Consider the following 26100-nt stretch of genomic DNA (forward strand, 5'->3'; position numbering starts at 1 on the left):
CATGAACAAGATGCTTGTCGAGACGCCGGAGGGCGAACCCATCATCCGCATGAGCCGCAGCTTCGATGCGCCGCGCACGTTGGTTTGGCGGGCCTGGACCCGGCCCGAACATGTGGCGCGCTGGTGGGGTTCGCGTGCCATGGGCGCGACCAAGGTGGTCAAGCTCGACGTCCGCCCCGGCGGCGAGTGGCGCTTCGAGCAGACCACGCCTGATGGTACCGTCTTTGCCTTCATCGGCAGGTACATCGAGGTCGACGAGCCGGAGAAGCTGGTCAATACCTTCGCGCTGGAGGGCATGTTCGAAGACAAGACTGTTATCGAGACCCATCGCTTTGAGGAGAGGGGCGGCAAGACCCATTACAGCGGCGTCACCCGCTTCGACAGCATCGAGGATCGCGACGGCATGGTCGCCTCGGGCATGGAAGCCGGCGCGCAGGACAGCATGAACCAGCTCGAAGAGCTGCTCGGCGAACTGATCTCCGCCTGATCTTAGACCGGCTCCGGCCGGCAATTTCTCCACCGCAATCGTGACCCAAGCGGCCGCATCGGCGGCCGGGTGGGATCGCTCATCCCAAGACAGGAAACGACAATGAAAACGCTGGCAATCGCGGGCACGGCTCTGCTCGCCCTTATTTCCACCATCGCACCGTCAGCCGTCTCGGCCGGGGAGGCAGTGCCGCTGGAACTGCATCACCAGGTCCACGGAGAGGGCGCGCCGCTCGTCCTGCTCCACGGCGCCTTCATGACCATCGAGACCAACTGGGCGACCAGCCTCGGCGAACTCGCCAGGTCGAACAAGGTCATTGCCGTCGAGCTGCAGGGCCACGGCCGTACCGCCGACCGCGACGAAGGGCTGAGCTACGAGACCATGGCTGACGATGTCGCCGGGCTGCTCGACAAACTCGGCGTCGCGAAGGCCAATGTCGTGGGCTACTCGATGGGCGGTAACGTCGCCCTGCAACTGGCCCTGCGCCATCCCGCGCGGGTCGACCGCATCGTTGCGGTGTCGGCGGCGGCGAGCGACAAGGGATTGGCGCCTGGCCACAAGGAGATGGTGCAGCACCTGACCGCCGACATGTTCGCCGGCGCGCCGATGGTGGCCGAGTACCAGAAGCTGTCGCCCAAGCCGGACTTCCCGGCGTTGGTCGAGAAGGTCAAGCAGCTTGAGCTGACGCCGTTCGACTGGACCGCGGACCTGGCCAGGATCGCGCAGCCGGTGCTTGTTGTCGCCGGTGACGGCGACGTTGTGACGCTCGGCCATCTCGCCGAAATGCATGCCGCGCTCGGCGGCCACGCCAATGGCGACGTCAACGGTCCGTCGCGCAGCCAGCTCATGGTGCTGTCTGATACAACCCACATGGGCATCCTCGCCGACCCGGCAAAAGCACAACAGGTGGCAGTGGCGGCCAACGCTTTTCTCGGTACTCCGGCGCCGAAGTGAGGCTGGGCTGTCGCCACGCAACTTGACGTAAAACGCAAACAGGCCCCGCGGTGCGGGGCCTGTTTCTCATTGTTCGATGACGTCGAACCTCAGCGCTCGGCGAGTGCCGGTTCGCCCTGCCGTGCGCGGATCAGGTTGGCGAAGCGACGGAAGAGATAGTGCGAGTCCTGCGGGCCGGGCGAGGCCTCGGGATGGTGCTGGACCGAAAACACCGGGCGGCCGGTGAGCGCGATGCCGCAATTGGTGCCGTCGAACAGCGAGACGTGCGTCTCCTCGACACCCTCGGGCAGCGACTCGGCATCGACCGCGAAGCCGTGGTTCATCGACACGATCTCGACCTTGCCGGTGGTGTGGTCCTTGACCGGATGGTTGGCGCCATGGTGGCCCTGGTGCATCTTGGCGGTCTTGCCGCCAAGCGCCAGCGCCAGCATCTGGTGGCCGAGGCAGATGCCGAACACCGGCAGCTCGGTCTTGAGCAGGTCCTTGATGACGGGCACCGAATACTCGCCCGTCGCTGCGGGGTCGCCGGGGCCATTGGACAGGAAGATGCCATCCGGCTTCATCGCAAGGATGTCTTCGGCCGAGGTCTTGGCCGGAACGACGGTCACCTTGGCGCCGAGGCCGGCGAGCAGGCGCAGGATATTGCGCTTGACGCCGTAGTCGATGGCAACGACGTGCATAGTTTCGTCAGCGCGCTCGCCATAACCCTCGTTCCAGACCCAGGGCGTCTCGGTCCAACTGGAGGACTGGCCCGAGGTGACGTCCTTGGCGAGGTCGAGGCCGACGAGGCCGGACCAGGCGCGGGCCTGAGCCTTGAGGTTCTCGACGTCGAACTTGCCGTCGGGGGCATATGCGATAACGGCGTTGGGCATGCCCTTCTCGCGGATCAGCGCGGTCAGCGCCCGGGTGTCGACACCTGACATGGCGACGATGCCACGGCGCTTCAGCCATTGGTCGAGGTGACCGGCGGCGCGATAGCTCGACGGGTTGGTGACGTCGGCCTTGAACACCGCACCCACGGCACCCGAGCGCGTCGCCGGGTTCAGGTCCTCAATGTCTTCATCGTTGGTGCCTATGTTGCCGATGTGCGGGAAGGTGAAGGTGACGATCTGGCTGGCATAGGAGGGGTCGGTGAGGACCTCCTGGTAGCCGGTGAGCGCCGTATTGAAGCAGACTTCGGCGACGGCACTGCCTGTGGCGCCGAGGCCTCGGCCGGTGATGACCGTTCCGTCGGCCAGAACCAGAACGGCGGTCGGCACTTCGGTTGCCCAGGGGGCGGTCTCTGAGGCCATGGCGATGCTCCTGCGTAACGGGCGCCGCGACTTGAAAAATGGCTCGCAAGGGGCCATATCGCGCAGCGAAAAGCACGGACGACCACCGTCAGGCGGGCCCCGTGCACAAAACAAACAAGTCCTTGCAAGGCGCGGACAATAGGCGAAGGCCGGCACATGGTCAATGACCGTTCCGGGATTCGTGGCTAATTATTTTTCCTAGCAAAAACAGGAAGTTGGCCATTGTCATTCGGTTTGCCACTGTGGCAGGTCGGCGCTATTGTTTGCGACACGTTCAGGAGTAACGGCCATGCGCGAGACACTCGCCGAGGCACTGAAGACTGCATTGAAGACCGGCGACAAGCGCCGCACCTCGACGCTGAGGCTGATCCAGGCAGCCATCCAGGACCGCGACATCGCCCATCGCGGTGCCGGCAAGGACCCTGTCACCGACGAGGAAATCCTGCAGATCCTGACCAAGATGGTCAAGCAACGCCAGGAATCGGCCAAGGCCTTCGAGGAAGGTTCGCGGCTGGAACTGGCCGCCCAGGAGCGCGACGAAATCGCCATCATCTCCGACTTCCTGCCCAAGCAGATGGAGGAGGGGGCGGTGCGCAGCGCGGCACAGCAGGTGATTTCGGAAGTCGGCGCCGATGGCTTGCGCGACATGGGCCGCTGCATGAACGCGCTCAAGGAGCGCTATCCCGGCCAGATGGATTTCGGCAAGGCCAGCGGCATCGTCAAGGAGCTGCTGCAGTAGGCAGCCATGGCCTTGTGCCATGTGAACAGAAACGTCCCGCCTGCGATGCAGCGCGGGGCGTTTTTCGTTTGGGGCGCGAGGGTAGCCGCGCCTTTCCTTCTGCCCTTGCGGGAGGAGGAAAGGTCATCACGCGGCGTGGCGGAGCTTGACCGGGGCCTTGTCACGCAGGCCCCAGATGTGGCCGAACGGATCGAATACGGTTGCGCCGCGGCGGCCGTCGGTTGCCGCAGCCAGGTTTCCACGAATGGTTGCTCCGACCCCGATCGCTCGTTGCAGCGCGGCTTGCACGTTGGCGACATCGAGGATGAAGACGGCGCTGACCGCACCATGGGCCTTGGGGAAGAACGGCCCGCCGCGCCGCGGTTCCTGTTCTCGGCGGGGATTGGCGCCGCCAACCTGCAGGGCGACACCGCCAATCCGCAGGTCGATCGAGATCGGAACGCCCTCGAACAGGTAGGATCCGCCGCGAATGGCACCGAACGCCCTCTGGTAGAAACTGGCTGCCTCTTCCTCACGGCCATGCTCGACGACGACCGAAACGGCAAGCTCGGCCTTGGCGTCGGACGTCGCCTTGAGGGTGTTCCAGTTGTCGTAGCCGAACTGGCGGGCGACGATCTCGAGACAGGCGCTGTGGGCAAGGTGGATGTCTTGCGCGGCCAGGCCTGCACGCAGCTCCTTGGCCATGGATTTCACGCGATCAAGCGATGGCATGGGATGTTCCCTTGAAGAGGGTGACATACAGCGTCAGTGCTCGCATTGCCGACGGTCACCCAAGGGTCAACCATGTTCTCCGGTGCATTCGCCAATCCCTGGGGAGCGAGCGGCAGGCTGCACGGCCCAAGGAGAGTGTCGCCAAGGACGGCGATTCGGGCAAGTTCAAATGGGCTGCGATGGCGGCGGCTTTTCCTTTTCAAAAATCACGTCACCGGCAGGCGCTGGCGGGCGATGGCCGCGTGGAAGCGGGTGCCGTGGATCAGGGCGTCGTCGTTGAAATCAAAGGACGGGTTGTGCAGCGGCGCCGAGGCCTCGCCATTGCCGATATAGGCGAAGCAGCCGGGGACATGGTCGAGGAAACGGGCGAAATCCTCGGATGCGGTGACGATCTCGCCCTTGCCGTTGACTGCACCGGCGGCAAACACGGAGCTGGCGGCTTCGAGCGCGGCTGCGGTGGCCTCGGCATCGTTGACCAGCGGCACGAACTCCCTGCTGTAGGTCACCTCGGCCGTGCAGTTGTAGGTCAGTGCGGTGCCTTCGGCGATGATGCGCATCTGCCGTTCGATCTCGGCGCTCACTTCAGGGCGGAAGCTCCTGGCATCGCCGAGGATGCGGGCGAAGCCGGGCAGGGCGTTGCGGGTGCCGTCGGTGATGAGTTCGGTGACCGAGACCACGGAGATGTCAGCCGGGCTCAGCCGGCGTGACACGATGGTCTGCAGGTTGGTGACGACGGCGCAGGCAGCAACCAGCACCTCGCGGCCGAGATGCGGGCGGGCAGCGTGGCCGCCGAGGCCGCGCAGCACGATCTCGAAATTGTCCTCCGCCGACATGATCGGGCCGGGCCGGGTCTCGAAATGGCCCAATGGCAGGCCGGGCATGTTGTGCAGGCCATAGATCTCGTCGAAGGGAAAACGCGCCATAAGCCCGTCGTCGAGCATGGCGAGCGCGCCCTTGCCCCATTCCTCCGCCGGCTGGAAGATGAAGCGCACCGTGCCGTCGAAGCCGCCTTCGTTGGCAAGCAGCTTCGCCGCGCCCAGGAGCATCGCGGTGTGGCCGTCATGGCCGCAGGCATGCATGACACCGGGATTTTGCGAAACGTGACCGTGGCTGGCCTGCTCGGAGATGCGCAATGCGTCCATGTCGGCGCGGAGCGCGATGGCCCGGTTGCCCGATCCACGGCGCAGGGTGCCGACGACGCCGGTGCCGCCGACGCCTTCGACGACCTCGTCGAGGCCGAAAGCCCGGAGTTGGGCTGCAACGAAGGCTGAGGTGCGCTTTTCCTCGAAGCCGAACTCGGGATGGGCATGCAGGCCGCGCCGCCAGGTTGTCATCTCGGCGACGAGGGTGTTCTGGTCGAGCGCGGCCATTGTGCTGATCCCTAGGATTGGAGGAAACAGCGTCGCCCGGATTAGCTGTGGCAGGCAAGAGCGGTTGGTGGGGCCAGCCTTTTTGCCGTGCGGGAAAAGCGCGCCGGTTGCGCCTTACGAGGCAAATCGTCAACGTTGCGATCCTTCGCACCCCCCTCTGGCCTGCCGGCCATCTCCCCCACAAGGAGGGAGATCACGCCGTCATCGGTGCTACGCCCAATCACTGACGTTAGCGGGGGCCTGGCAATCTTGCAGGATGGGCGCCGCCGGCGACGCGACTAATCTCCCTCCTTGTGGGGGAGATGGCCGGCAGGCCAGAGGGGGGTGCGGAGGATCGCAACGCACGATGGAAAGAGGCGCGGCGTGCGCATGCGGAAAAGCGTTACTGTGCGCTGCTCAGCTCGCCTTCAGACGCGAGCCGCGGAGCAGGCCCTGCTCTTCGAGCACGGGATAGGCCATCGAGGCGAGCAGGGAGTTGATCTGCTTGAGATCGCGGATGGTGTCGAGGTGGATCGAACTGGTCTCGACGCTCTTGATGGTGCCGTCGCGCAGGCGCAGGAAATGGCTCTGGCTGGTCTGCTTCTCGACGTCGCGCAGCCGGTCCTTTTCGAGCACGAGCTGGCGCGCGGTGTTGGCGTCGCGCGACACCAGAACGTTGAAGGCCAGGCGCGCATTGGCCATCACCGAGGCGTGGAAGGAAGTCAGCTCGCGCCAGCCTTCGGGCGTGAATTCCAGGCCGCGGTCGAGCTTCTTCTGCACATGAGCCAGCATGTTGCGGACGATGATGTCGCCGACCTGCTCAAGCTTGACGCAGGCGCCGAGCAACTCCTGGCAGCGCAGCGCCTCGTCCTCGGTCATCGGCCGGATGGTGGCCTTGGCGAGGTAGAGCTTGATCGCCTGGTGCTTGCGGTCGACGCGGTCGTCGAGCGAGGCGAGTGCCTTGATCTTGTCGGCGTCGGGGCTCTCATAGAGCTCGATGATGCGCTGGAGCATGATCTCGACGGTCTCGCAGACGCGGACCGTCTCTCGGGTGGCGTTGGCAAGGGCCTGCGAGGGGGTGTCGAGGGCGGCTTCGTTGAGCGCGCTGAGCTCGGCGACCGCCATCTCCTTGGCCGGATCGGTCCTGGTGCCAAGCGCCACGATCCTTTCCGAGGCGCTGTAGACGAGTTTGGCGAGCGGAATGCCGGCGACCAGGATGATGCAGTTGAACAGGATGTGGGCGTTGATGATCTGGTCGGGGCCGGTCGAGCCGAGGAACGCGGTCGACGGCTTGATCCATAGAAACGCCACCAGCATGACCAGCGAGCCGGCGCCGCGCATCAGCAGGTTGCCGATCGGCACGACGCGCACGCCCGGCTCGGCGTTGCGGGTGAGCAGGGGGGCGATGATCGAACTGCCGAGATTGACGCCGAGCACCAGCACGATGCCGAGCTCGGGCGGCACGAAGCCGCGGCCGGCAAGGGTGACGATCAGCAGCACGGCGGCGATCGAGGAATGGAACAGCCAGGTGACTATGGCCGCGAGCAAATAGGCGGTGACGGGGTCGCCGGCGAAATAGTCGATGATGACGGGCAGCAGCTTGCTTTCGCGCAGCGGCTCGGAGGCCTGGCCGACCATTTCGAGCGACAGCACGAGAAGGCCGATGCCGACGAGGATGCGGCCTGTCTGCTGCCAGCTGCGCCGGTCGGTGGCGAGGAACATTGTCGTCCCGGCGACGAGGCACAGCGGCACCAGCAGCGACAGGTCGAAGGTCAGGATCTTGATGACCAGCGCCGAGCCGATCTCGGCGCCGCGCACGGCGAGCTGGCCGGCGAGGCCGCTGACGATGCCGGCACCGGCGAAGGAGCCGACAAGCAGGGTGACGGCCGTCGAGCTCTGGAAAGCAATGGCCAGGGCCGTTCCGGCAAGCACCGCCAGGATCGGGTTGCGCATGGTGTTGCGCAGCTTGTGGCGCAGCACGTCGCCATAGGCACGCTCGACGCCGGTGCGCACCATTCGGGTGGCAAACAGGAGCAGGGCGACGGCGCCGGCGAGGTGCAGCAGGACGACGGAGCCACTCATCGGGAGCACCTGATGGACGTGCTGCCGGGGACTGTCTGGGAGGCTGCCACGGTGCTCTTGGCGCGGATGCGAATCACTGTCATGAACATGCCATTTAGATTAGCCGGATAATATTTTTCGTCCATAGTGCACACGTGTGCACGCAATCGCAAGATGCGATCATCCATATTGTGACAGGTAGGGCGGCAATTCCGGTTCGACAGCGACCGGCCGACGGCGCAATCGAGATGTCTGGCCGGATGTTTGCGCTGCTGAGGCCCTGTGAACAGCGGGCATGTCCGCGGGCAGGCAACGAATAGGAGTCGTGTCCGGCGAGGCGAACGCCTATATCAGTTTGAAACAAGCAGGACCCGATGCGCTTTTCCGACGGATTTTTGAGCGAGATACGTGACCGCGTGCCGATTTCGGCCGTGATCGGCCAGCGCGTGACCTGGGATCGCAAGAAGACCAACACCCAGAAGGGCGATTTCTGGGCCTGCTGTCCGTTCCATGGCGAGAAGTCGCCGTCGTTCCACTGCGAGGACCGCAAGGGCCGCTATCACTGCTTCGGCTGCGGCGTGACGGGCGATCATTTCCGCTTCCTGACCGAAATGGATGGGCTCAGCTTCCCCGAGGCGGTCGAGCGCATCGCCGAGATGGCCGGCGTGCCGATGCCGGCGCGCGATGCGCAGGAAGAGCGGCGCGAGCGCGAGCGCGCCTCGCTGCATGACGTCATGGAACTGGCGACCAAATTCTTCGAGGACCGGCTGCAGACGTCCGACGGAGCCCGTGCCCGTGCCTATCTGCGCGACCGCGGGTTATCGCAGGTGACGCAGCAGCAGTTCCGGCTCGGCTTCGCGCCCGACAGCCGCAATGCGCTCAAGGAGTTCCTCGCCTCCAAGGGCATCGAGAAGGCGCAGATGGAGGCCTGCGGGTTGACCGTCTTCGAGGACGTGCCGGTTTCCTATGACCGCTTCCGCGACCGCATCATGTTTCCGATCCCGGATTCCCGCGGGCGCATCATCGCCTTCGGCGGCCGTGCGATGTCGGCGGAGATTTCGGCCAAGTACCTGAATTCGCCCGAGACCGAGCTCTTTCACAAGGGCAACGTGCTCTACAATTTCGCCCGCGCCCGCAAGGCGCTGCAGAAGGGCGGCACGGTGATCGCCGTCGAAGGCTACATGGACGTGATCGCGCTCGCTCAGGCCGGTATTGAAAATGTCGTGGCGCCGCTCGGCACGGCGCTGACCGAAAACCAGCTCGGACTGTTGTGGCGCATGTCGGGCGAGCCGGTGTTGTGCTTCGACGGCGACAAGGCCGGCTTGAAGGCTGCCTACCGCGCCGCCGACCTGGCGCTGCCGCTGGTAGCCCCTGGGAACACGGCCCGCTTCGCATTGCTGCCAGAGGGAAAGGACCCTGACGACCTGGTCAAGGCGGAAGGGCCGGAAGCGTTCCGCACCGTGCTCAACGCGGCGCGACCGCTGTCCGACATGATCTGGATGCGTGAGACGTCGGGCGGGGTGTTCGACACGCCGGAACGGCGCGCCGAGCTTGAAAAGACGCTGCGCGAGCTGACCGGCAGGATCAAGGACGAGAGCGTCCGCTACCATTACCAGCAGGAAATGCGCGAGCGGGTGCTGAATTTCTTCGGCAGCCAGCGCGGCCGCCAGCAAGGGCAAGGCGGCAGGGGCTCGTTCAGCAAGGGTAGCGGCGAGCGCGGCCAGTGGAAAAAGGGTGGTGCCGGTGCCGCCGCGGGTCGGCTTGCCGTGTCCGAAAGCCTGGCGCGTTCGGCGCTGGTCAAACGCACGGCCGGCATCATGCCTCTGCGCGAGGCGGCACTCGTCGTCGCTCTGGTCAACCACCCCGCGCTGATCGACGAGAATTTCGAGCATGTCGAACGGCTCGACCTCAGCCATGGCGAGCTCAAGCAGCTGCATTCGGTGCTGATCGATGCGATGGCGCATGGCGAGGCCAACACCCGTGAAGCAGTTGTGGCGGCGATCGAGCGCGCCTCCTGTGCCGAGATGTGGGGGCGGGCGGTGATGCTGGCGCGGCGCGCCCGGCAGTGGACGGCGCTGGAAGACGCGGCGATCGAGGACGCCCGCGACGCCTTCGCGCAGGCGTTGCACTTGCACCGCAGCGCCCGCACCTTACATAAGGAGCTGAAACAGGCCGAAGCTGCGCTGGCTACAGATCCTACCGACGAAAACTACCGACATCTGGTGGAAGTTCAGGCGCAGTTTCACGACGTGCAGGCCACCGAAGCGCTTATCGAAGGCTTCGGGGTGTCTTCGGGCCGGGGCGGTCGTAACTGACGCTGCGGACCGATTATCCCGCAATTGATTCGCTTTTTTGGCGCGAATCATGCGAGAGGCGCTTGACCTTCCGACGGAATGACGGAATCAGGTCGATTCGAAAAAGTTAACCGGCGGCCAGGTCGCCAGTCGTGTCGATGGCCTGAAAATGCGGATTGGGGCACTTGTCACTGGACAGGAAGATATTCCGCCACAGATATCACGGTTAATCTGGACTTAACACAGGTACAGCTACTGGCAGTTCAGGCGCAGGTTCGATGAGCGCATCTGATTTGCACTGTCCAAGAGTTTAAGCGGCTGACGGGCCGCCTGGAGAAAGCGAAGAATGGCGACAAAAGAAAAGGAAGAGGTCGAGACTGAACGCGAAGGCGCCCCAGACGGACCTTTGCTCGACCTTTCCGATGACGCTGTCAAAAAGATGATCAAGGTCGCGAAGAAGCGCGGCTATGTCACCATGGACGAGCTGAATTCGGTGCTGCCCTCGGAGGAGGTGACCTCCGAGCAGATCGAGGACACCATGGCGATGCTCTCCGACATGGGCATCAACGTGGTCGAGGACGACGAGCAGGGCGAAGAGGCCGAGGCTTCCGAAGGCGACGCCGAAGAAGATGCCAATGAGCTTGCCGAGCAGACCGGCACCGCCGTTGCCGCGACCACGACCAAGAAAGAGCCGACCGACCGTACCGACGACCCGGTGCGCATGTACTTGCGCGAAATGGGCTCGGTGGAGCTTCTGTCGCGAGAAGGCGAAATCGCCATCGCCAAGCGCATCGAGGCTGGCCGCGAGACGATGATCGCCGGCCTGTGCGAAAGCCCGCTGACCTTCCAGGCCATCATCATCTGGCGCGACGAACTCAACGAAGCCAAGATCCTGCTGCGCGAGATCATCGATCTCGAGGCGACCTATGCCGGTCCCGAGGCCAAGCAGGCGCCGATCGTCGAGCGCCTCGAGGAAGACGCAAAGCCCAAGGACGAGCCGAAGGCGGGCCGCCGCCGCGGTGGCGACGAGGAAGACGACATCACCAATGTGGGTGGCGACACCCGTGGCGAGGACGACGAGGAAGACGAGGACGAGGCCAGCCTGTCGCTGGCGGCCATGGAAGCGGAACTGCGTCCGCAGGTCATGGAAACCCTCGACGTCATCGCCGACACCTACAAGAAGCTGCGCAAGCTGCAGGACCAGCAGGTCGAGAACCGTCTCGCCGCCGCCGGCACCCTGTCGCCGAGCCAGGACCGCCGCCTGAAGGAGCTGAAGGATCAGCTCGTCAAGGCCGTGAAATCGCTGTCGCTCAACAACGCCCGCATCGAAGCGCTGGTCGAGCAGCTCTACGACATCAACAAGCGCCTGGTGCAGAACGAAGGCAAGCTTTTGCGTCTCGCCGAAAGCTATGGCGTGCGCCGCGACGAGTTCCTGAAGGAATATCAGGGCTCCGAGCTCGACCCGAACTGGATCCGCTCGATCTCGAACCTGTCCAGCCGCGGCTGGAAGGAGTTCACCAAGAACGAGAAGGACACGATCCGCGACCTGCGCGCCGAGATTCAGAACCTCGCCACCGAGACGGCGATTTCGATCCTGGAATTCCGCAAGATCGTCAATCAGGTGCAGAAGGGCGAGCGCGAGGCAGCGATCGCCAAGAAGGAAATGGTCGAGGCCAACCTGCGTCTCGTCATCTCGATCGCCAAGAAGTACACCAACCGCGGCCTGCAGTTCCTGGATCTGATCCAGGAAGGCAACATCGGCCTGATGAAGGCCGTCGACAAGTTCGAGTACCGCCGCGGCTACAAGTTCTCGACCTATGCCACATGGTGGATCAGGCAGGCGATCACCCGTTCGATCGCCGACCAGGCCCGCACCATCCGCATCCCGGTGCACATGATCGAGACGATCAACAAGATCGTCCGTACCTCGCGCCAGATGCTGCATGAGATCGGCCGCGAGCCGACGCCGGAAGAACTGGCCGAAAAGCTCGCCATGCCGCTCGAGAAGGTGCGCAAGGTGCTGAAGATCGCCAAGGAGCCGATCTCGCTCGAAACGCCCGTCGGCGACGAGGAAGATTCGCATCTCGGCGACTTCATCGAGGACAAGATGGCGATCCTGCCGATCGACGCGGCGATCCAGGCGAACCTGCGCGAGACCACCACGCGCGTGCTCGCCTCGCTCACCCCGCGTGAAGAACGCGTGCTGCGCATGCGCTTCGGCATCGGCATGAACACCGACCACACGCTTGAAGAGGTCGGACAGCAGTTTTCGGTCACCCGCGAGCGTATCCGCCAGATCGAAGCCAAGGCACTGCGCAAGCTCAAGCATCCGAGCCGCTCCAGGAAGCTGCGCTCGTTCCTCGACAGCTGATCGCAGCGATCTCGTTCAAAAAGCCCGGCTCTGGCCGGGCTTTTTCGTTTGGGGGGCCCATATTCCTGCGCAATTCCAACCGGAGAACCGCCAGGCCCTTTTCCTGCAAATCCTCTAGTCCTCCGGGTTTCCAGCAACGAGATTGTATTCGGCCCATCTGGCCTCGGGAATTGCCTCGCCGACGCTGAACTCGAAGGCCGCGACAGCGCCTGCGGTCACATCGCAAGAGAAGACTACGCCGTACCAGCGGCCCCCGGCCCGGAAGGCTCCGCCTTGCGCATGAAACGAGCCGCCAGCGATCCTGAGATCGCCGGTCGCATAGGGGACGACAAGATCGGGACGGAGCTCCGCCTTCCAGCGGTGGATCTGCTCCATGGCCTCGATGTTGCACAGCTGGATGGCACGTTCGTCGGGAGCAAAGGTCGCCAGCGCCTGCCTGGCATGGCGGCTGCGCGGGTCGGCGAGCAGCTTTGCCGCGTAGAAACTGTGCGCCTTGACCATAGAGGGGGGCTGAGCGGTGGGCGCCTCGGGCTTGGAGGTGGTGGCAGGCGCAAGGGTACGTCCAAGCGGTGCGGCGGAGGCTGCCTGTTGTCGCGGCAACTGGACTGGTGCGGGCGCCGGTGCCACCAGTTCGACCGGCACTGCATCCTCGGCCGGAACCCTGAATGGCTGTGGCCTCGGCAACAGCAAGAGGGCGGCCAGCAAAAGGGCATGCAATGCCAGCGAGACGGGCCAGCTGGGATCCAGTTTCACGACAGGCGACATGCGACCCGGGTTTTTGTGCAGCCAACTGGTTCGCCCGTCACTGTGGCGCGATTGCGGCGCCGGATATCGGTGCTGCGCAAGCCTGCCTAATTGCGCCTGCGCCGGTAGACGTAGACGACCGCCGGCGGCAGGTTGCGCCAGACGCGGGGCGAACGGGTGAATTCCAGGCCGAGGCTTTCGGCAATGTTGCTGCGCACCGGCGAGAACAGCCCATAGGTGAACTGGATATAGACGCCATCGGGCCCGAGCCGCGAGAAGGCGGCGGACAGGATCGCCTCCTGCTGGCTTGATGTCATCGACAGCAGCGGCAGGCCAGAGACGACGGCGTCGACGTGCTGCGGTCCTACGGACGCCAGTTTTTCCGCAGGTTCGTCAAAAACGGTCACTTCTGGGTGGCGGTCGCGCAGCATGCGGCAGAAGACCGGGTTGAGCTCGTAGAGGAAGAGGTCGGCGGGCGCGATGCCGAGCTTCAGGATTTCACGGGTGATGTTGCAGGTGCCGGGGCCGAACTCGGCGACCCACCGGGCCCAGCGCGGCAGCTGGCTGGCCATGAGCTGGCACAAACTCGGCGACGAAGGGGCAAGGGCCGACACCTGACGGGGCCGGCGTAGCAGCTGGGCAGCGAACGCATTGAATTCGGTCATTCTTGCGGGTCCTGGCTTTTGGCGTAGGTGGTTAGCGGTCGCGCATGATGCAATAGGCAAGCTCGGGCGAAATCCGATGCACGATGCGCAAGAGCTTGGTCTTTTCGATCCAGATCTCGTCGAGGCCGCGTTCGATGCCGGCTATGAGGTCGGCGGCGGCCAGCGCCGGCGGATATTTCCGGAGCGGACCGGCGCGCGACAGGGTGGTGTCGACAAGCGTCATGACGGCTTCGGTGAGCTGGATCGGAAGCTTGGCCGCGCGGCACTGGTCGCGCAGCGAACGGGTGAAGCTGCGCAGGGCAGCCTTGCTGGCGCAGTAGACGGCGGCCTCGCGCTTAGGCGCGATGGCAAGCCGGAGGTGACGTTGACGACGGCCGAGGAGGGATGAGCCGACAGCACCGGCAGCGTCCACCGACAGTTGCAGCGGCGCGGTCAGGTTGACCGCAATTTCGGCCGACATGGCGTCGAGCCGGGCCTGGCTGTCCACTGTCAGATCGGTGTGATGCATGATTGCTGCGTTGTTGATCAGCGCGCTGCACTGCGGGCGCGTTTCGGCCACCCATTGAGACAGGGCCTCGGCACTGGCTGATGTGCCGGGATCGACTTGCTGGATGGTGACCGAGCCATGGAGTTGCTTCGCCAGCGCATCCAGCGAGGCAGCGTCGCGTCCGACCGCGATGACATGCGCGCCCTTGGCGGCCAGCTGGCGGGAGAGCTCCAGGCCGATGCCGCGTGCGCCGCCGGTGACGAGCACGGTCCTGTCGTTGAAGTCGAAACTGTCGTGCATTCCCTGACCTGGTGGGCTTGGCTGTTGACCCGTACTTGGGTGCGGGAAATATTGCGAATAATCGTGTCACCCACTACTCGCATCCCATGAACGCATCAAAGTCCCGGCTGACCCCCCGCAAGACACCGCGGCAAGAGCGCAGCGCTGCCACCTGCGCTGCGATCCTGGAGGCGGCTGCTCGCATTTTGGAGACGTCGGGCAGCGCCGGACTCACCACCAATCATGTCGCGATGTTGGCAGGCGTTTCTGTCGGTACGCTCTACCAGTACTTCCCCGCGAAGGAGGCGATACTGGCCGAGCTGGTCCGCCAGATGCGACAGGACATGCTGGCCGATTTCGTCGGTGCCGTGCGCGAGGCCGAGGGCAAGGGGCTTACCCGTGCCGTCGATGCGATGGTGTCTGCGAGCCTGCGCCATCATCTCAGGCGGCCGGCGCTGGCGCAGGCGCTGGAGCACGAGGAACTCGAGCTCAAGCTCGACAAGGAGACGGTGCAGCTGAAGGCCGACATGCGCGACCTGATCGTCGGCGTGCTGCGCGACCACGGCGTCGACCAGCCGGAGCGCACGGCCTTCGATCTGATGTCGCTGTCCAGGGGCATCGTCGACGCCGCCGTCCGGGCCGGCGAGAGCGATTTCGACGATCTGCAGGCGCGCTTGCGCCGGGCGGTTGCCGGCTATCTCGGAATTCTTGCCTAGCTGCTCTTCGTCGGGTCGCCGACTTCGGCGTTCAGCCGCACCGCCTCCCGGACGAGTTTTTCGGCAAGCGCTGCATCCACCGTGTCACCCTCGCGATATTCCATGGTGGCGAGCTCGTATTTGCCGCCGGCCTTCAGCCTTGGCTCGATGCCGCGCAGCCGCTTGCCGCGCCAGAAGCCGAACAGTACGCGGGCTTCCTCCGCCCGGATGAGCAGGACCGGGCCATTGGAGAAGCAGACGATGTGGCCCCATTTGATGCGCGCCTCGGGATCGCCCGCGGCACGAGTGGCTGCGCGCAACGCCTCGACGATGTCGAAGCGCCAGTCGCTCAAGGCCTTGATATAGGCCTCCGGGCTCTCCGCTGGCACTTCCTTGCGCATCATCTCGCTGTTCTCCCCCTGCAGGCACGCTATCCCGATCGCATTGGCCGCGCCATATCGTGTGCAGTTCAGCCCCTAGCTGCCGCCACGCCCCAGCGCGGGTCCGACATAGCGGGCGCGCGGGCGGATCAGTACACCTGACGTCAGCTGCTCGATGGCGTGCGCGACCCAGCCGATGGAGCGGGCGATGGCGAAGAACGCTGTCTCATGGCCGATCGGCAGCCCGAAGGTGCGCACCATCACCGCCAGCGCATAGTCGATGTTGGGGTGCAGGCCGGTGGCTTCGGTGATCAGCGTCGGTGCCTCGACGGCGAGGCGCCTGTCGGCGCCCGCCTCGGCCAGGGCTGTCAGCAGGCTGTCGGCGCGAGGGTCGCCGTCGCGATAGACGGTGTGGCCGAAGCCGGGGATGCGGTCGCCTATGGCGACACGTTCGCGGATGTTGGCGGCGACGTCGGTGGCGGCGAAATCGGCCACCATATGCGCTGCCAGCGGGCCGGCGCCGCCATGACGAGGGCCCTTGAGCGCCACCAGGCCTGATATCAGCGCATCGTAGAGGTTGATGCCGGTGGAGGCGGCGCAGCGCACCGTCCATGTCGAGGGGTTGAACTCGTGGTCGGCAAGCAGCACCAGCGCGCGGCGGAAAATTGCCTCGGCACTGGGATGGCCAGGCGCCCAGGCGTTGGCCACCTGCAGATGGATCGGCGCAGGCGAGGGCGTGGTGCCAAGGATGCCTGAGGTGAGCAAACGGACGGCACGGGCACCAACCTCGACGCGGCCCTGGCGTGAGCGATTGAAGGCGCGTGAATCGTTGCCGCCGGCCAGCGCGAGCATGGCGATGGCACGTGGGATTGGCGCTTCGCCCGTGGTGACCGAGGCCACGGCGCGCATGGTGTCGCTGATGACAGGCATGTTGGCGGCGGCGAAAGGGTCGGCGTCGTTCATGTCCCACAGCAGCGTCGCTGCCTGTTCCAGCGTCGCGTGCTCGGCCAGTGCCACCGCCTGAACGCCGCGATAGACCGACCCTTCGCTGGTGATGGTCGAAATCGCTGAATCGAGAACCGGCGCCTCGGTCTCTCCGGCGCTGGCGAGGCCGGCCGGGGCACGCCGCGCCAGAAGGGCTCGGACGTCGTCGGCACGGTAGCGCCGGGCACGGGCGTCCTCGGACGGTTCCGAGCGGATCAGGCCGCGGCTGACATAGGCATAAAGCGTAGCCGGCGAAACGGCGAGCTCGCCCGCGGCCTCGCGGGCCGAGAGATAGAGCGGTTCGGAGGCTTTTTTCATATTGATCAAGCTAATCAAGATTGATCAATATGAAAAGAGCTTCATCTTTCTGCAGCGCAGCAAGGAGCAAGCCCATGACACTTCATCAGACCACCGCCGGACTGGACGGCGTGACCGCGGCCATGACCGCACTTTCCCATGTCGACGGCGAGGGTGGCGAACTGATCATCGCTGGCAGCCGCGTCGCCCAGCTGGCCGCCGAGACGGATTTCGAGGGGGCTGCCGCCCGCCTGCTTTCGGCCGCCGGCAAGGAAACCGCAGCCGGCGAATTGAGGGCGGAGCTTGGCGAAGCACGTGTCCGTGCCTTTGCGCGGCTCGAAAAGATCCTGCCCGCGACCGAAAGCCTGGCGCTCGGCGCCGGCTTCCGCGCGGCGATCGCCGCGATCGATCGGGAGGACGGTCTCGACGACGAGGTGGCGCTTCTCGGTGCCATGCCGGTTCTGGCGGCAGCACTGGCGCGCAGCGCCGAGGGACTCGCCCCCGTTGCGCCCGATGCCAGCCTCGGCCAGGCGGCCGACATGCTGCGCATGATGCGCGGCACGGCTGCGAGCGACGCAGAAGCGGCGGCGCTGGACGCCTATCTGGTGACCGTCAGCGACCACGGCATGAACGCCTCGACCTTCGCCGCGCGTGTTGTCGCCTCGACCCAGGCGGACCTGTTCATGGCGGTGACGGCAGGCTACTGCGCGCTGTCGGGCCCGCTGCATGGCGGCGCACCGGCACCTGTCCTCGACATGCTGGAAGCCATCGGCAAGGCCGACAACATCGCACCATGGATCGACGCGGCATTGGCGCGCGGCGAGCGCCTGATGGGTTTTGGTCACCGCATCTACAAGGTGCGCGACCCGCGCGCCGACGTGCTGAAGCGGTCGGTGGGCACGTTGGGCTCGGAGGGTATGGATCTCGGCCTTGCCGCCGAGGTCGAGGGATATGCCCGCGAGGCGCTCGCCCGCGCCAAGCCGGGCCGTCGTCTCGACACCAATGTCGAGTTCTACACCGCCATCCTGCTCGGTGCGCTGAAGATCCCGCGCGAGGCGTTCACCCCGGTCTTCGCTGTCGGCCGCACGGCGGGCTGGGTCGCGCATGCGCTGGAACAGCAGCGCACCGGCCGGCTGCTGCGCCCGGCCTCAGTCTATACCGGGCCGATGCCGGCCTGAGAGCATGCTGACGGATTGCGCAAAGCCCGGGGCATGACCCCGGGCTTTTTCATTTGGCAATTGCCTTTGGACGGTACGACGCTAGATGCAGCGGTGGAAGCTTGAAGGGAGAGGGCCCGATGCGGCTGGTGGCGAGTTCTGTGGGATTGGCGGCCATTTCGCTTGCCGTGATGGGCGCTGCGGCGGCACCGCCGCAAAATCCGATCGGCATGGCGAACCCTGCCTCGGTGCATTGCGGCAACATCGGCGGCAAGCTCGAGATCCGCAAGGACGCCGGCGGCAACGAGACCGGCTATTGCCGCATGCCCGACGGCAGCCTCTGCGAGGAGTGGGCGCTGTTCCGCGACCAGAAATGCGTGGCACCGAAGGATTAGGCACTCAATACAGACCCGGCACCAGCCGCCATGTGCGGCGGGCGTAGTCGTCATATTCCGCGCCGAAATGGGTGCGCAGCAGGCGCTCCTCGGACCGGATGCGGGCGACCAGCGGCACTAGGGTGAGGCCGACGAGGATGACGCCCACGCCCGAGCGGAAGACAAGAGCCCAGCCAAGGGCGTTGACCAGCAGGCCGAGATAGCTGGGATGGCGGATGAGCGCATAGATGCCCGAGGTGACCAGCCTGTGCCCGGGCTGGATGGCAACCAGCCCGCTGAAGCGGCTGCCGAGGACGAAGAACGGCCACAGCCGGAGCATGCCGCCGGCGGCAAACAGCGCGACGCCGATCCACCGGATCGTTTCGCCGCCGATGGTCCAGAAGTCGATACGGTCGTCATAGGCCGGCAGGAAGGCACTGAGCAGGCCGATGACGCCGAGCGCCGGCAGCACCCAGCGATTGGCGCGGTCCTCCTGCTCGCCCGGGCTGAGATTGGCGCCGCTGAGCAGGGCGACGACCATCAGGACGACGGTGAGGATTGCGGCAGCGGTGCGGGACGGGTTTGAGAAGAATACCATGAAGCCGCCCGCGCCGAGAATCGCAAGCCCGAGGCTGACAAGCGTGCCGGCCACGCCAAGGATGAGTATTTTGAGAGAGGGCATTGTTTTCCACGTCCCCGATGCAAGCGTTCCCACCTTAGCCGAAAGCAGTGCCTAGAATGCAAGGGCGGCCTGTGCGGTGTGTAACCGTGGGCCGTACCTTGAAGAATCAAGATTCCGACCCGCGCGATCTTCGCCGCGCGGGTCGGGCTACTTGCTTACTCCTTGCCGACATACTCGCTGAGCAGTTTTTCGTTGCGGGCCTTTTCGATCTTGGCGGTCAGTTCGGCGGCGAGACGATCGTCCATACGATACTTGACCAGATTGACGAGGGCGCCGGTGAGCAGAAGCACGCCCATGCCCCAGTAGCCCTTGGTCGAGAGGTCGACCGGCGCCAGCCACAGCGACAGGGCGAGCATGAAGTAGGCGACGGCGACGGACGCGGCGTTGAACAGGATGTAGGTCTGGTTCGGGCTCATGATTTTCCTCCTTGAGTGACGACATTGCGGGGTGGCGAGATCTAGGGATCAGTTGGGTGACGAGATTTCGGTGGCGGCTGCAAGACGTTGAAGGACCTGGGTCGCATCGACCCTGACGGGCAGGCCGTGGCCGGCGTTTGCCAGTCTCATACGAACCGCATCGCCGCTCAGCTCGTCGTCAATGGCATCGATGACGAAGGCTTCCTCGAGCGGATCGCTGCGGTCATGGATGCGGGCGATGAGAGCCTCTGCCTCCTTGAAGCCGGCGGAGCCGCCCAGCGAGCGATTCAGGCCGCGCTGGGCACGATGCTCGGCGTCGAGCGCCCTGGCCGAGATCAGGCCCTGGTTGAGGTCGACAATCTTGGCATGGGCCTTCTCGATCGAGAGCCGCATGCGGGTGATCCGCTGCTCCAGCGCTGCCAGCGTCGCCTGGCGAACCGCGCGTTCGTTCTCCAGTTCGGCGATGACGGTTGCGCCGTCATGCGCCAGTTCATTGGCGCCGGCATGAAGCGCGCTGGCGGTCCGCTGTTCGAGGTCACTGAGGCGCTGGGCAAGGCGCGAGAGCGCCGACTGTTCACCGCGGTGGCGGATGACGATCGTCGCCAGGGTCTGCTTGGCGGCGCTCAGGCCGGATTGTGCGTTCCTGATGTGTTGTTCGATCAGGTCGTTGGCACAGCGGTTTTCAAGGCCGGTTTCAGCCTGGGCTCCCGCAACCGCCAGCAACGACTTGAAGACATTCCTTATCATGCTTCCCTCCCTTGAACATTGTTCATATTTGAAGGCTACCACAAAATGAACATTGTTCAAGAGGTATTTTGAACGATGTTCATTTTGGCGGCGTTGTGCTATCTGGATGGCAATGGCGGGCCTTCAACATTGGCAGGAAACAAGATGGCGCTGGATCGCAACGAGACGAAGGAGCGGGTGCTCGGCATCGCCGAAAGGCTGCTCAACGAAGGGGGGGCTGCCAAGCTGCAGGCGCGCACGATCGCCAGCGAGGCCGGGATCGCGGTCGGCTCGATCTACAATCTGTTCGGGGACCTGACCGGTATCTTGCGGGCGGTCAACACGAGGTTGCTCGAACGACTTGATACCGTCGGCAATCAGGTGCTTGGCGACCTGGAGCGTCAGGGCGTGACCGATCCGGTCCGGCTGCTTCTGGCACTGGCCGGGGTCTATCAGCGTTTCGTCGTTGAGAACCCGGGAAGCTGGCAGTCACTTCTGGCCACTGGCCTTGCGGGTGAGCCCTCGGACGAAACCAGGGCATATGAGGAGCGGCTTTCGAGCAGCTTCTTGCTGATTGCCGACATCCTGGAAAAGAGCGGGCTGATTACCGATCCGCGTCTGAGGGGAACGGCCGCGCATGCCTTGTGGTCAAGCGTCCACGGCATCGTGACGGTCGGCTACGCGACCGATGCCATCGAGGGCCGGCGAGGGGACGTGTCGGAGCAGATCACGCTTCTGGTGACGACCTTCGTCGCCGGCCTCAGGCAGAGGGTATGACGGGAGGGGACCCACGCGACGGATGCCGCGCGGATCGCGTTCGTCACTTGCAGGTGGTCTTCAGCTTGTTCGCTTCGATCGCCGTGCCGTTGAGCTTCAGCACCGAGCCGTCGGTCTGGGTCAGCGAAGTGCCCGACCAGGCGCCCTGATCGGCGAGGCAGTTGAGCGGCGTGTCGACGACGGTGATATCGCCGCGGATGTTTTCGGCAGGACCGGAGAAGTAGAGGCCTGCCTTGCTGGCGCCATCGACGCGCATGTTGCCGAAGTCGATGTTCTTGACCGGGCCACCGAGGAAGTCCCACTCGCTGCCGTAGATGTAGGCACCATAGGTGCCGGCATTGGTGATGGTGACGTCCTTGAAGCTGATGCCGGAGACGGGGTTGAGGAAGATGCCGGCGTTGCGGGTGCCGTCGATGGTGAGGCCGCGGACATTGACGTTGGTCGTCACCGCATTCTCAGGCAGGGTCGAGGCGGTGACGAGCATCAGCCCGTTGATGCCGCCCTTGAGCGTCATGTCGGTGATGGAGACATTGGAGGTGCCCTGGAGCACCACCAAGTCCATATCCAGGCCCTGTTCGGAATTGTCGACGGTGACCTTGTTCATCGTCACGTCGTTGGCGGCGACGAGCAGGATGCCTTCGCGGCGCGACTTGCTGATCTTGACGTTGTCGATGACGATGTCGCTGGCGGCGTGGGTGATCACCTCCGGCCAGTCGCTCTGGTCGATGCGGCTGCCGGCGAAGATGCCATAGGTGACGCTGTCGATCACCGTATCGCGGACGGTCAGCCCGCTGGTGCCGAGCGCGGCGACCGCGGCGTGCGGCGCGCGATTCGGCCGGCCGACCGCGAACTCGCAATTGGTGTTGCTGTTGCAGATGTAGAGGTCGTGGATGTTGGCGCCTGATATCGTGGCGCCGGTGACGTTGTCGAGGCGGATGCCGTCGCCCGCGGTCTTCGAGATGTCGACGTCGCGGATCGAGATGTTGGAGGTACCGCTGCTGGCGATGCCGGCGAGGCCGCCGGTGATGGTCAGTCCGGCGATCTCGCTGCCCGAGGCCATGCTGACGACGTTGGCGGCGGCGTTGGTGCCAGTCAGCTTAGCTGCGTCGCCGCCATTGCGGAACGCCACCTCTATGCGACTGTTGGCGCCGCGTACGGCGATCGATCCGCCGCCGCCGACCATGTGCTGGCCGGCGCCGAGCTGCAGCGCCTGGCCGAGCGTGATGCCGCCATTGGCGAGCACCAGCGCGTTGGTGCCGGCGGTGGTGAGTGCTGCATTGATGGCTGTCGCATCACCCATTGCCTGCGAGATCGAGACGACCTTGCCGACGGCCTGACCGCCGTGGACAAACTCAGCGGCCTCGGTCACGCCGTCGCTGTCGGCATACGTACGGATGAAATCGGCACGTTCGACGCGCTGGAACATCGGATCGAAGGCGGCCTTGCCGGTGCGGCTCGATCCGCCGAGTGGTACACGCAGCCGCGCGGTGAGGCCGAATTCGGTCTGGTCCTCATTGTCGTAGGAAATCGAGGCGCCGAGCGCCAGCGTCGAACCGGAGACACCGGGCAGGCCGGAGAAGCTGACCTCCGTGCGCGCCTTGACGCCAAGCGTGTCGTCGAGGCCGCGCGCGCCATCATACCAGTAGGCGCCGCCGAAAACCTTCATCTCGGCGTTCATGCTTTCGGGGAAGATGGGCAAGCGCAGGCCGACTTCCGTGTCGGCGCCGGCGCGGGCGAATTCGCGGCCGGCCTGGAACTTGAGTTCGCTGCCGGAGACGAAGGCGTGGCTCAGGCTTGCTGCGACCTTGTCGTCGCCGAGGGGGAGATAGACGTTGGCGCGCGCTTCGTAGACCGGGCCCAGCGCTTCGACGCCGAATGACAGCTGGTTGAAGCTGTTGCCGTGTTCGCTGTTGAAGACGTCGAGATAGCCATAGCCGCCGAGCAGCCAGCCACCTTCGACACGGTGGCGGTAGCCCATGCCGAACGAGGCCTGCCGTGCCGAACCTTCGACGAAGCGGCCGCTGGCGTCGAAGAAGACGCCATTGCCGTTGTCGAGCAGGAACGGCATGAAGATACCGATGCCGCCATTGCCGACGCCATAGGCAAGGTTGCCTTCGAGTTCGAGGATCGGCTGCTGGGCTTGCGCAAAGGCGCAGGTCGAAAGGGCGGTGCCGGAGGCCAGCGCCACTGCAAACAGGCTTGGGAATTTCATGGCAGGTACTTCAAATTTCCGATTGAACGTCGGTGAGCTAAAATACCTGAATTGAAGAGTCCAGATTAAATCGGAGACTGTACGGGCGTCGCCTGTGGACGACGTTTTTCCTGTTGTTTCAATGCGTTGATGCTAATTTAGGCCGTTGCCGGGTTCGTTTGTTAGAAACCGCTGCGGACGCTGGGGCAGATGGCGACCACGCGCCGGACCGCAGCGGTCGTTGCCGACTGCTGCGGCAAATTGGCTTTCCATTGGGCCAGACCGCGCGCCGGGGCAGCCGCTCATGCCGCCCGGCGCGTTTCGCTTCTAGCTTGCCTTAGGTGCCGCGACGACAAGTGCCACGATGCGCCTGACCAGCGGCAGGACCAGAAGCAGCGTCGGGAACGCCACCAGCCAGGACAGAGCCCAGGCGGCGGGCCAGGTCGACAGGAAGGCCGGCGTCGGCCCAAGGCTCTTCAGCGTCGAGATGGCCGAGACGACAGACGACATCAGCACCGAGAGCACCAGTGGCATGATGATGGCGGCATAACGCGCGGGCAGCTTCCCGCATGTGTGGGGATGGGAACGTAAGCTCATGGGATTACTCATTGGAAGCGGTCGATCACGAGAGTGCAAGTCATGGCATTCCTCCCGGTCGCGACCGGTTGAATGCGTTGCTTGACGTGAGACGCTTACGGCATGCGTGGAACGCAGCGCGGCCTAGATAGCTTTGACCGTTGCGGAATGCAACGGTGCCGGGCAAAGCTTTTCGGGTGGCTTTTGCCGGTGAAGGTCTTGCTTTATGGTCGCCGCACCTTGAGGGAGGACACCAGTGTCGATCGAATTCCTGCTGACCACACTGATCATCGTCGCATCGCCTGGCACGGGTGTCGTCTACACACTGGCGGCGGGGCTGTCGCGCGGCGGCAAGGCGAGCATGCTTGCGGCATTCGCCTGCACGCTCGGCATCGTGCCGCATCTGATCGCCGCGCTGACCGGCCTTGCCGCGCTGCTGCACACCAGCGCGCTGTTGTTCGAGGTCGTCAAATATGCCGGCGTTGCCTATCTGCTCTACATGGCCTGGCAAAGCCTGCGTGAGCAGGGCGCGCTGAAGGTCGAGGCCGATGCCGATCCGCGCAGCGCATGGCAGGTGCTGGTCGACGGCATCCTGATCAACGTGTTGAACCCGAAGCTGTCGATCTTCTTCGTTGCCTTCCTGCCGCAGTTCATTGCGCCCAACGAAGCCAACGTGCTGGGACGCATGCTCGAACTGTCCAGTGTATTCATGCTGGCGACCTTCGTCATTTTCGCCATCTACGGCCTGTGTGCAGCGGCCGTGCGCGACAAGGTGACGGGTAGCCCGCGCGTCCTGACCTGGATGCGGCGGACGTTCGCCGCCGCCTTTGTCATGCTCGGCGCCAAGCTGGCCCTGACGGAACGCTGAAAGTGGTCCTGTGGGCCGGGTTGCCCGGCCGTCGTGGCTGCGCTTTAGTCGGGTTCGATGCCATTGTGAGCCGAGCCTGACGAAATGCAGTTCCAAATTGCCCTGGAAGATCCAGCCAAGCCTGACGTGATCGCGCTTTTGGATGCGGGCGACGCCTATGGCGCTTCGCTCTATCCTGCCGAAAGCAACCACTTCCTGCCGCTGGAGGCGTTGCGGGCGCCCAATGTGCGCTTCGTCGTTGCCCGCGACGGGCAGGGCACGGCACTCGCCACCGGGGCCGTCGCGCTGTCGGACGATTTTGCCGAGCTCAAGCGCATGTGGGTGGTACCTGGAGCCAGGGGCAAGGGCATTTCCAAGGCCGTTCTCGCAGACCTCGAGGCGCGGGTGATCGAGGCTGGCCAGTCGTTGTTGCGCCTGGAAACCGGCATCGACAATCATGAGGCCCTGGCGCTCTATGAGCGCCAGGGCTTTGCCCGCCGCGGGCCCTTCGGCGACTACCGCGAGGACCCGCTCAGCGTGTTCATGGAAAAGCAGCTCGGCGCGGCCGCCGCCTGATCAGCGCCGCCCCGGAGTTTCCGCTTACTTCGCGCTCGCCGGGAATGCGGGCAGCTTGGCGATGTCGTTGGCATCATGCTGGACGACGAGCGTCGCATCAAGCGCCTTCGCCATGTCCTGAAGCCTGCCCATCGAGGCCAGCGACTGTGCCCTGTCGACGTTGAAGGGCGGCACGCCGTTGTTCGTGAACTGCTCTTCGAAATGTACGGTGTCGCCGCTCAACAGCACGGCTCCCTTGCCGGCGAGCCGGACAAGCAGCGAGTAGCTTCCATGGGTGTGGCCGGGCGTCGACAGCATGACGACGGAGCCGTCGCCGAACACATCCTTGTCGCCTTCGACTGTATTGACCGGCGCCTTGCCGTCGAGCCATGGCTTGACCAGCGACGGGTCGACGGCGAAGGCCGGCGGTTCGGCGCGGAAGCCGTCGAGGTCGGCCTTGCCGATCAGCAACCTGGCCTGCGGGAAGTCGGTGGCTTGGCCGACATGGTCGAAATGGTTGTGGCTGATGCCGACGGTTTCGATCTTGTCAGGCGCCACGCCGATCTCGGACAACTGGTCCTTGATCGTCTTTGACAGGCTCGGCTTCATGCCGTTGCCCTCCTGCGATGCGCCGAGCAGTGCGGCCGGCAGGCCGGTGTCCCACAGCATGTAGGATGCGTCGTGGCGGATCAGGTAGCAGCTGTCGGTCAGCGTGCGTTGTTCGCCCTGATAGCGCAACGTGTCGGAGAAGGCGGAGAGATCGCTGATCTTGATCGATCCACAATCGAGGCGCCAGAGTTCGATCTCGGCGGCCTGAGCGGTGTCCATGGCCGGCAGGGCCAGCATGGCGGCCACCAGAAATTGTGCAGTTTTCACTTGGGATCTCCTTGAATGCGGCTGCGGCGATTGCCGACGCCGCGCAAAATGGCCTGCTGGCGCAGGGCGAGCGTGCCCGGAATGGCGGCGATATGTGCCCGAAACGCTCAATGTGACGTCGACAGCGCCATTGC

General features: G+C 64.8%; 26 protein-coding genes. 11 read left to right on the top strand and 15 right to left on the bottom strand.

Going from position 1 to position 26100, the window contains the following annotated elements; translation table 11 throughout:
* Position 1: 1 nt before the first annotated feature.
* Complete coding sequence (locus tag H5P29_RS13130) at positions 2–487, top strand: SRPBCC family protein (RefSeq protein ID WP_154384842.1); 486 nt, start codon at positions 2–4, stop codon at positions 485–487.
* A gap of 102 nt (positions 488–589) precedes the next feature.
* Positions 590–1441 (top strand): alpha/beta fold hydrolase, encoded by an 852-nt coding sequence (locus tag H5P29_RS13135; RefSeq protein WP_154384843.1) that lies wholly within the window; start codon positions 590–592, stop codon positions 1439–1441.
* 89 nt (positions 1442–1530) lie between these two features.
* On the opposite strand, the gene carA is transcribed toward H5P29_RS13135, so the two are convergent.
* A complete protein-coding gene (gene carA, locus H5P29_RS13140; protein ID WP_067959797.1) occupies positions 1531–2733 on the bottom strand; it encodes a glutamine-hydrolyzing carbamoyl-phosphate synthase small subunit in 1203 nt (400 codons plus the stop codon).
* Between the two features lie 289 nt (positions 2734–3022).
* Between carA and H5P29_RS13145 the strand changes: the two genes are divergently transcribed.
* A complete protein-coding gene (locus H5P29_RS13145) occupies positions 3023–3472 on the top strand; it encodes a GatB/YqeY domain-containing protein (RefSeq protein WP_115733732.1) in 450 nt (149 codons plus the stop codon).
* Positions 3473–3598: 126 nt separating this feature from the next.
* Here the strand turns inward: H5P29_RS13145 and H5P29_RS13150 are convergent, their stop codons facing one another.
* The 3 genes from H5P29_RS13150 to H5P29_RS13160 form a co-directional block, all read right to left on the bottom strand.
* Complete coding sequence (locus H5P29_RS13150; RefSeq protein ID WP_182573270.1) at positions 3599–4183, bottom strand: glyoxalase superfamily protein; 585 nt, start codon at positions 4181–4183, stop codon at positions 3599–3601.
* Positions 4184–4389: 206 nt separating this feature from the next.
* On the bottom strand, positions 4390–5553 hold the full coding sequence (locus H5P29_RS13155; protein WP_154384844.1) for an amidohydrolase: 1164 nt from the start codon (positions 5551–5553) through the stop codon (positions 4390–4392).
* Between the two features lie 396 nt (positions 5554–5949).
* Positions 5950–7614: a Na/Pi cotransporter family protein gene (locus H5P29_RS13160; protein ID WP_154384845.1), complete on the bottom strand. Its 1665-nt coding sequence runs from the start codon at positions 7612–7614 to the stop codon at positions 5950–5952.
* A 353-nt stretch (positions 7615–7967) separates the two neighbouring features.
* Here H5P29_RS13160 and dnaG point away from each other — a divergent pair, with 353 nt between their 5' ends.
* Both dnaG and rpoD read left to right on the top strand, forming a co-directional pair.
* Entirely contained in the window at positions 7968–9908 is a 1941-nt protein-coding gene (dnaG, locus tag H5P29_RS13165; protein WP_067959808.1) for a DNA primase, read from the top strand.
* Positions 9909–10233: 325 nt separating this feature from the next.
* Entirely contained in the window at positions 10234–12258 is a 2025-nt protein-coding gene (rpoD, locus tag H5P29_RS13170; RefSeq protein ID WP_067959812.1) for an RNA polymerase sigma factor RpoD, read from the top strand.
* A gap of 114 nt (positions 12259–12372) precedes the next feature.
* Here the strand turns inward: rpoD and H5P29_RS13175 are convergent, their stop codons facing one another.
* From H5P29_RS13175 to H5P29_RS13185, 3 genes are all read right to left on the bottom strand, one after another.
* Positions 12373–13011 carry a DUF930 domain-containing protein gene (locus H5P29_RS13175; RefSeq protein ID WP_185910353.1) on the bottom strand — a complete coding sequence of 213 codons (639 nt, stop codon included), beginning with the start codon at positions 13009–13011 and terminating at the stop codon, positions 12373–12375.
* Positions 13012–13109: 98 nt separating this feature from the next.
* On the bottom strand, positions 13110–13667 hold the full coding sequence (locus H5P29_RS13180; RefSeq protein WP_067959817.1) for a class I SAM-dependent methyltransferase: 558 nt from the start codon (positions 13665–13667) through the stop codon (positions 13110–13112).
* A gap of 31 nt (positions 13668–13698) precedes the next feature.
* On the bottom strand, positions 13699–14454 hold the full coding sequence (locus tag H5P29_RS13185; protein ID WP_067959821.1) for an SDR family NAD(P)-dependent oxidoreductase: 756 nt from the start codon (positions 14452–14454) through the stop codon (positions 13699–13701).
* An 86-nt stretch (positions 14455–14540) separates the two neighbouring features.
* Here H5P29_RS13185 and H5P29_RS13190 point away from each other — a divergent pair, with 86 nt between their 5' ends.
* The gene (locus H5P29_RS13190; RefSeq protein ID WP_154384847.1) at positions 14541–15149 is read left to right on the top strand and encodes a TetR/AcrR family transcriptional regulator; all 609 of its coding nucleotides are present in this window, start codon (positions 14541–14543) and stop codon (positions 15147–15149) included.
* Here the strand turns inward: H5P29_RS13190 and H5P29_RS13195 are convergent.
* Together H5P29_RS13195 and H5P29_RS13200 are read right to left on the bottom strand one after the other, a co-directional pair.
* Positions 15146–15532 carry a DUF1801 domain-containing protein gene (locus H5P29_RS13195; RefSeq protein ID WP_154384848.1) on the bottom strand — a complete coding sequence of 129 codons (387 nt, stop codon included), beginning with the start codon at positions 15530–15532 and terminating at the stop codon, positions 15146–15148. The two genes, H5P29_RS13190 and H5P29_RS13195, sit on opposite strands and share 4 nt — an antisense overlap.
* A gap of 72 nt (positions 15533–15604) precedes the next feature.
* Entirely contained in the window at positions 15605–16810 is a 1206-nt protein-coding gene (locus H5P29_RS13200) for a citrate synthase family protein (protein WP_154384849.1), read from the bottom strand.
* Between the two features lie 74 nt (positions 16811–16884).
* Here H5P29_RS13200 and H5P29_RS13205 point away from each other — a divergent pair, with 74 nt between their 5' ends.
* A complete protein-coding gene (locus tag H5P29_RS13205; RefSeq protein ID WP_067959832.1) occupies positions 16885–17967 on the top strand; it encodes a citrate synthase in 1083 nt (360 codons plus the stop codon).
* A 119-nt stretch (positions 17968–18086) separates the two neighbouring features.
* Positions 18087–18341: a DUF333 domain-containing protein gene (locus H5P29_RS13210; protein ID WP_154384850.1), complete on the top strand. Its 255-nt coding sequence runs from the start codon at positions 18087–18089 to the stop codon at positions 18339–18341.
* 4 nt (positions 18342–18345) lie between these two features.
* Here H5P29_RS13210 and H5P29_RS13215 read toward each other — a convergent pair whose 3' ends face one another.
* The 3 genes from H5P29_RS13215 to H5P29_RS13225 all read right to left on the bottom strand — a co-directional run bounded on the left by H5P29_RS13215 (position 18346) and on the right by H5P29_RS13225 (position 20165).
* Entirely contained in the window at positions 18346–19002 is a 657-nt protein-coding gene (locus H5P29_RS13215; RefSeq protein WP_154384851.1) for an isoprenylcysteine carboxylmethyltransferase family protein, read from the bottom strand.
* Positions 19003–19157: 155 nt separating this feature from the next.
* Positions 19158–19418: a YiaA/YiaB family inner membrane protein gene (locus tag H5P29_RS13220; RefSeq protein ID WP_115731274.1), complete on the bottom strand. Its 261-nt coding sequence runs from the start codon at positions 19416–19418 to the stop codon at positions 19158–19160.
* 48 nt (positions 19419–19466) lie between these two features.
* Entirely contained in the window at positions 19467–20165 is a 699-nt protein-coding gene (locus tag H5P29_RS13225; RefSeq protein ID WP_154384852.1) for a PspA/IM30 family protein, read from the bottom strand.
* A 144-nt stretch (positions 20166–20309) separates the two neighbouring features.
* Between H5P29_RS13225 and H5P29_RS13230 the strand changes: the two genes are divergently transcribed.
* Positions 20310–20921: a TetR/AcrR family transcriptional regulator gene (locus H5P29_RS13230; RefSeq protein ID WP_154384961.1), complete on the top strand. Its 612-nt coding sequence runs from the start codon at positions 20310–20312 to the stop codon at positions 20919–20921.
* A gap of 43 nt (positions 20922–20964) precedes the next feature.
* On the opposite strand, the gene H5P29_RS13235 is transcribed toward H5P29_RS13230, so the two are convergent.
* The gene (locus tag H5P29_RS13235) at positions 20965–23133 is read right to left on the bottom strand and encodes a right-handed parallel beta-helix repeat-containing protein (protein ID WP_154384853.1); all 2169 of its coding nucleotides are present in this window, start codon (positions 23131–23133) and stop codon (positions 20965–20967) included.
* A 306-nt stretch (positions 23134–23439) separates the two neighbouring features.
* A complete protein-coding gene (locus H5P29_RS13240; RefSeq protein ID WP_154384854.1) occupies positions 23440–23709 on the bottom strand; it encodes a DUF2798 domain-containing protein in 270 nt (89 codons plus the stop codon).
* A 235-nt stretch (positions 23710–23944) separates the two neighbouring features.
* On the opposite strand from H5P29_RS13240, the gene H5P29_RS13245 reads away from it, so the two are divergent.
* Positions 23945–24556: a LysE family translocator gene (locus tag H5P29_RS13245; protein ID WP_067959840.1), complete on the top strand. Its 612-nt coding sequence runs from the start codon at positions 23945–23947 to the stop codon at positions 24554–24556.
* Between the two features lie 84 nt (positions 24557–24640).
* Positions 24641–25111 (top strand): N-acetyltransferase, encoded by a 471-nt coding sequence (locus H5P29_RS13250; protein ID WP_154384855.1) that lies wholly within the window; start codon positions 24641–24643, stop codon positions 25109–25111.
* 24 nt (positions 25112–25135) lie between these two features.
* On the opposite strand, the gene H5P29_RS13255 is transcribed toward H5P29_RS13250, so the two are convergent.
* The gene (locus H5P29_RS13255) at positions 25136–25966 is read right to left on the bottom strand and encodes an N-acyl homoserine lactonase family protein (protein ID WP_185910354.1); all 831 of its coding nucleotides are present in this window, start codon (positions 25964–25966) and stop codon (positions 25136–25138) included.
* Positions 25967–26100: the final 134 nt, after the last annotated feature.

Source organism: Aminobacter sp. MDW-2, assembly GCF_014250155.1.
In the GTDB taxonomy this organism is placed as follows: domain Bacteria; phylum Pseudomonadota; class Alphaproteobacteria; order Rhizobiales; family Rhizobiaceae; genus Aminobacter; species Aminobacter ciceronei.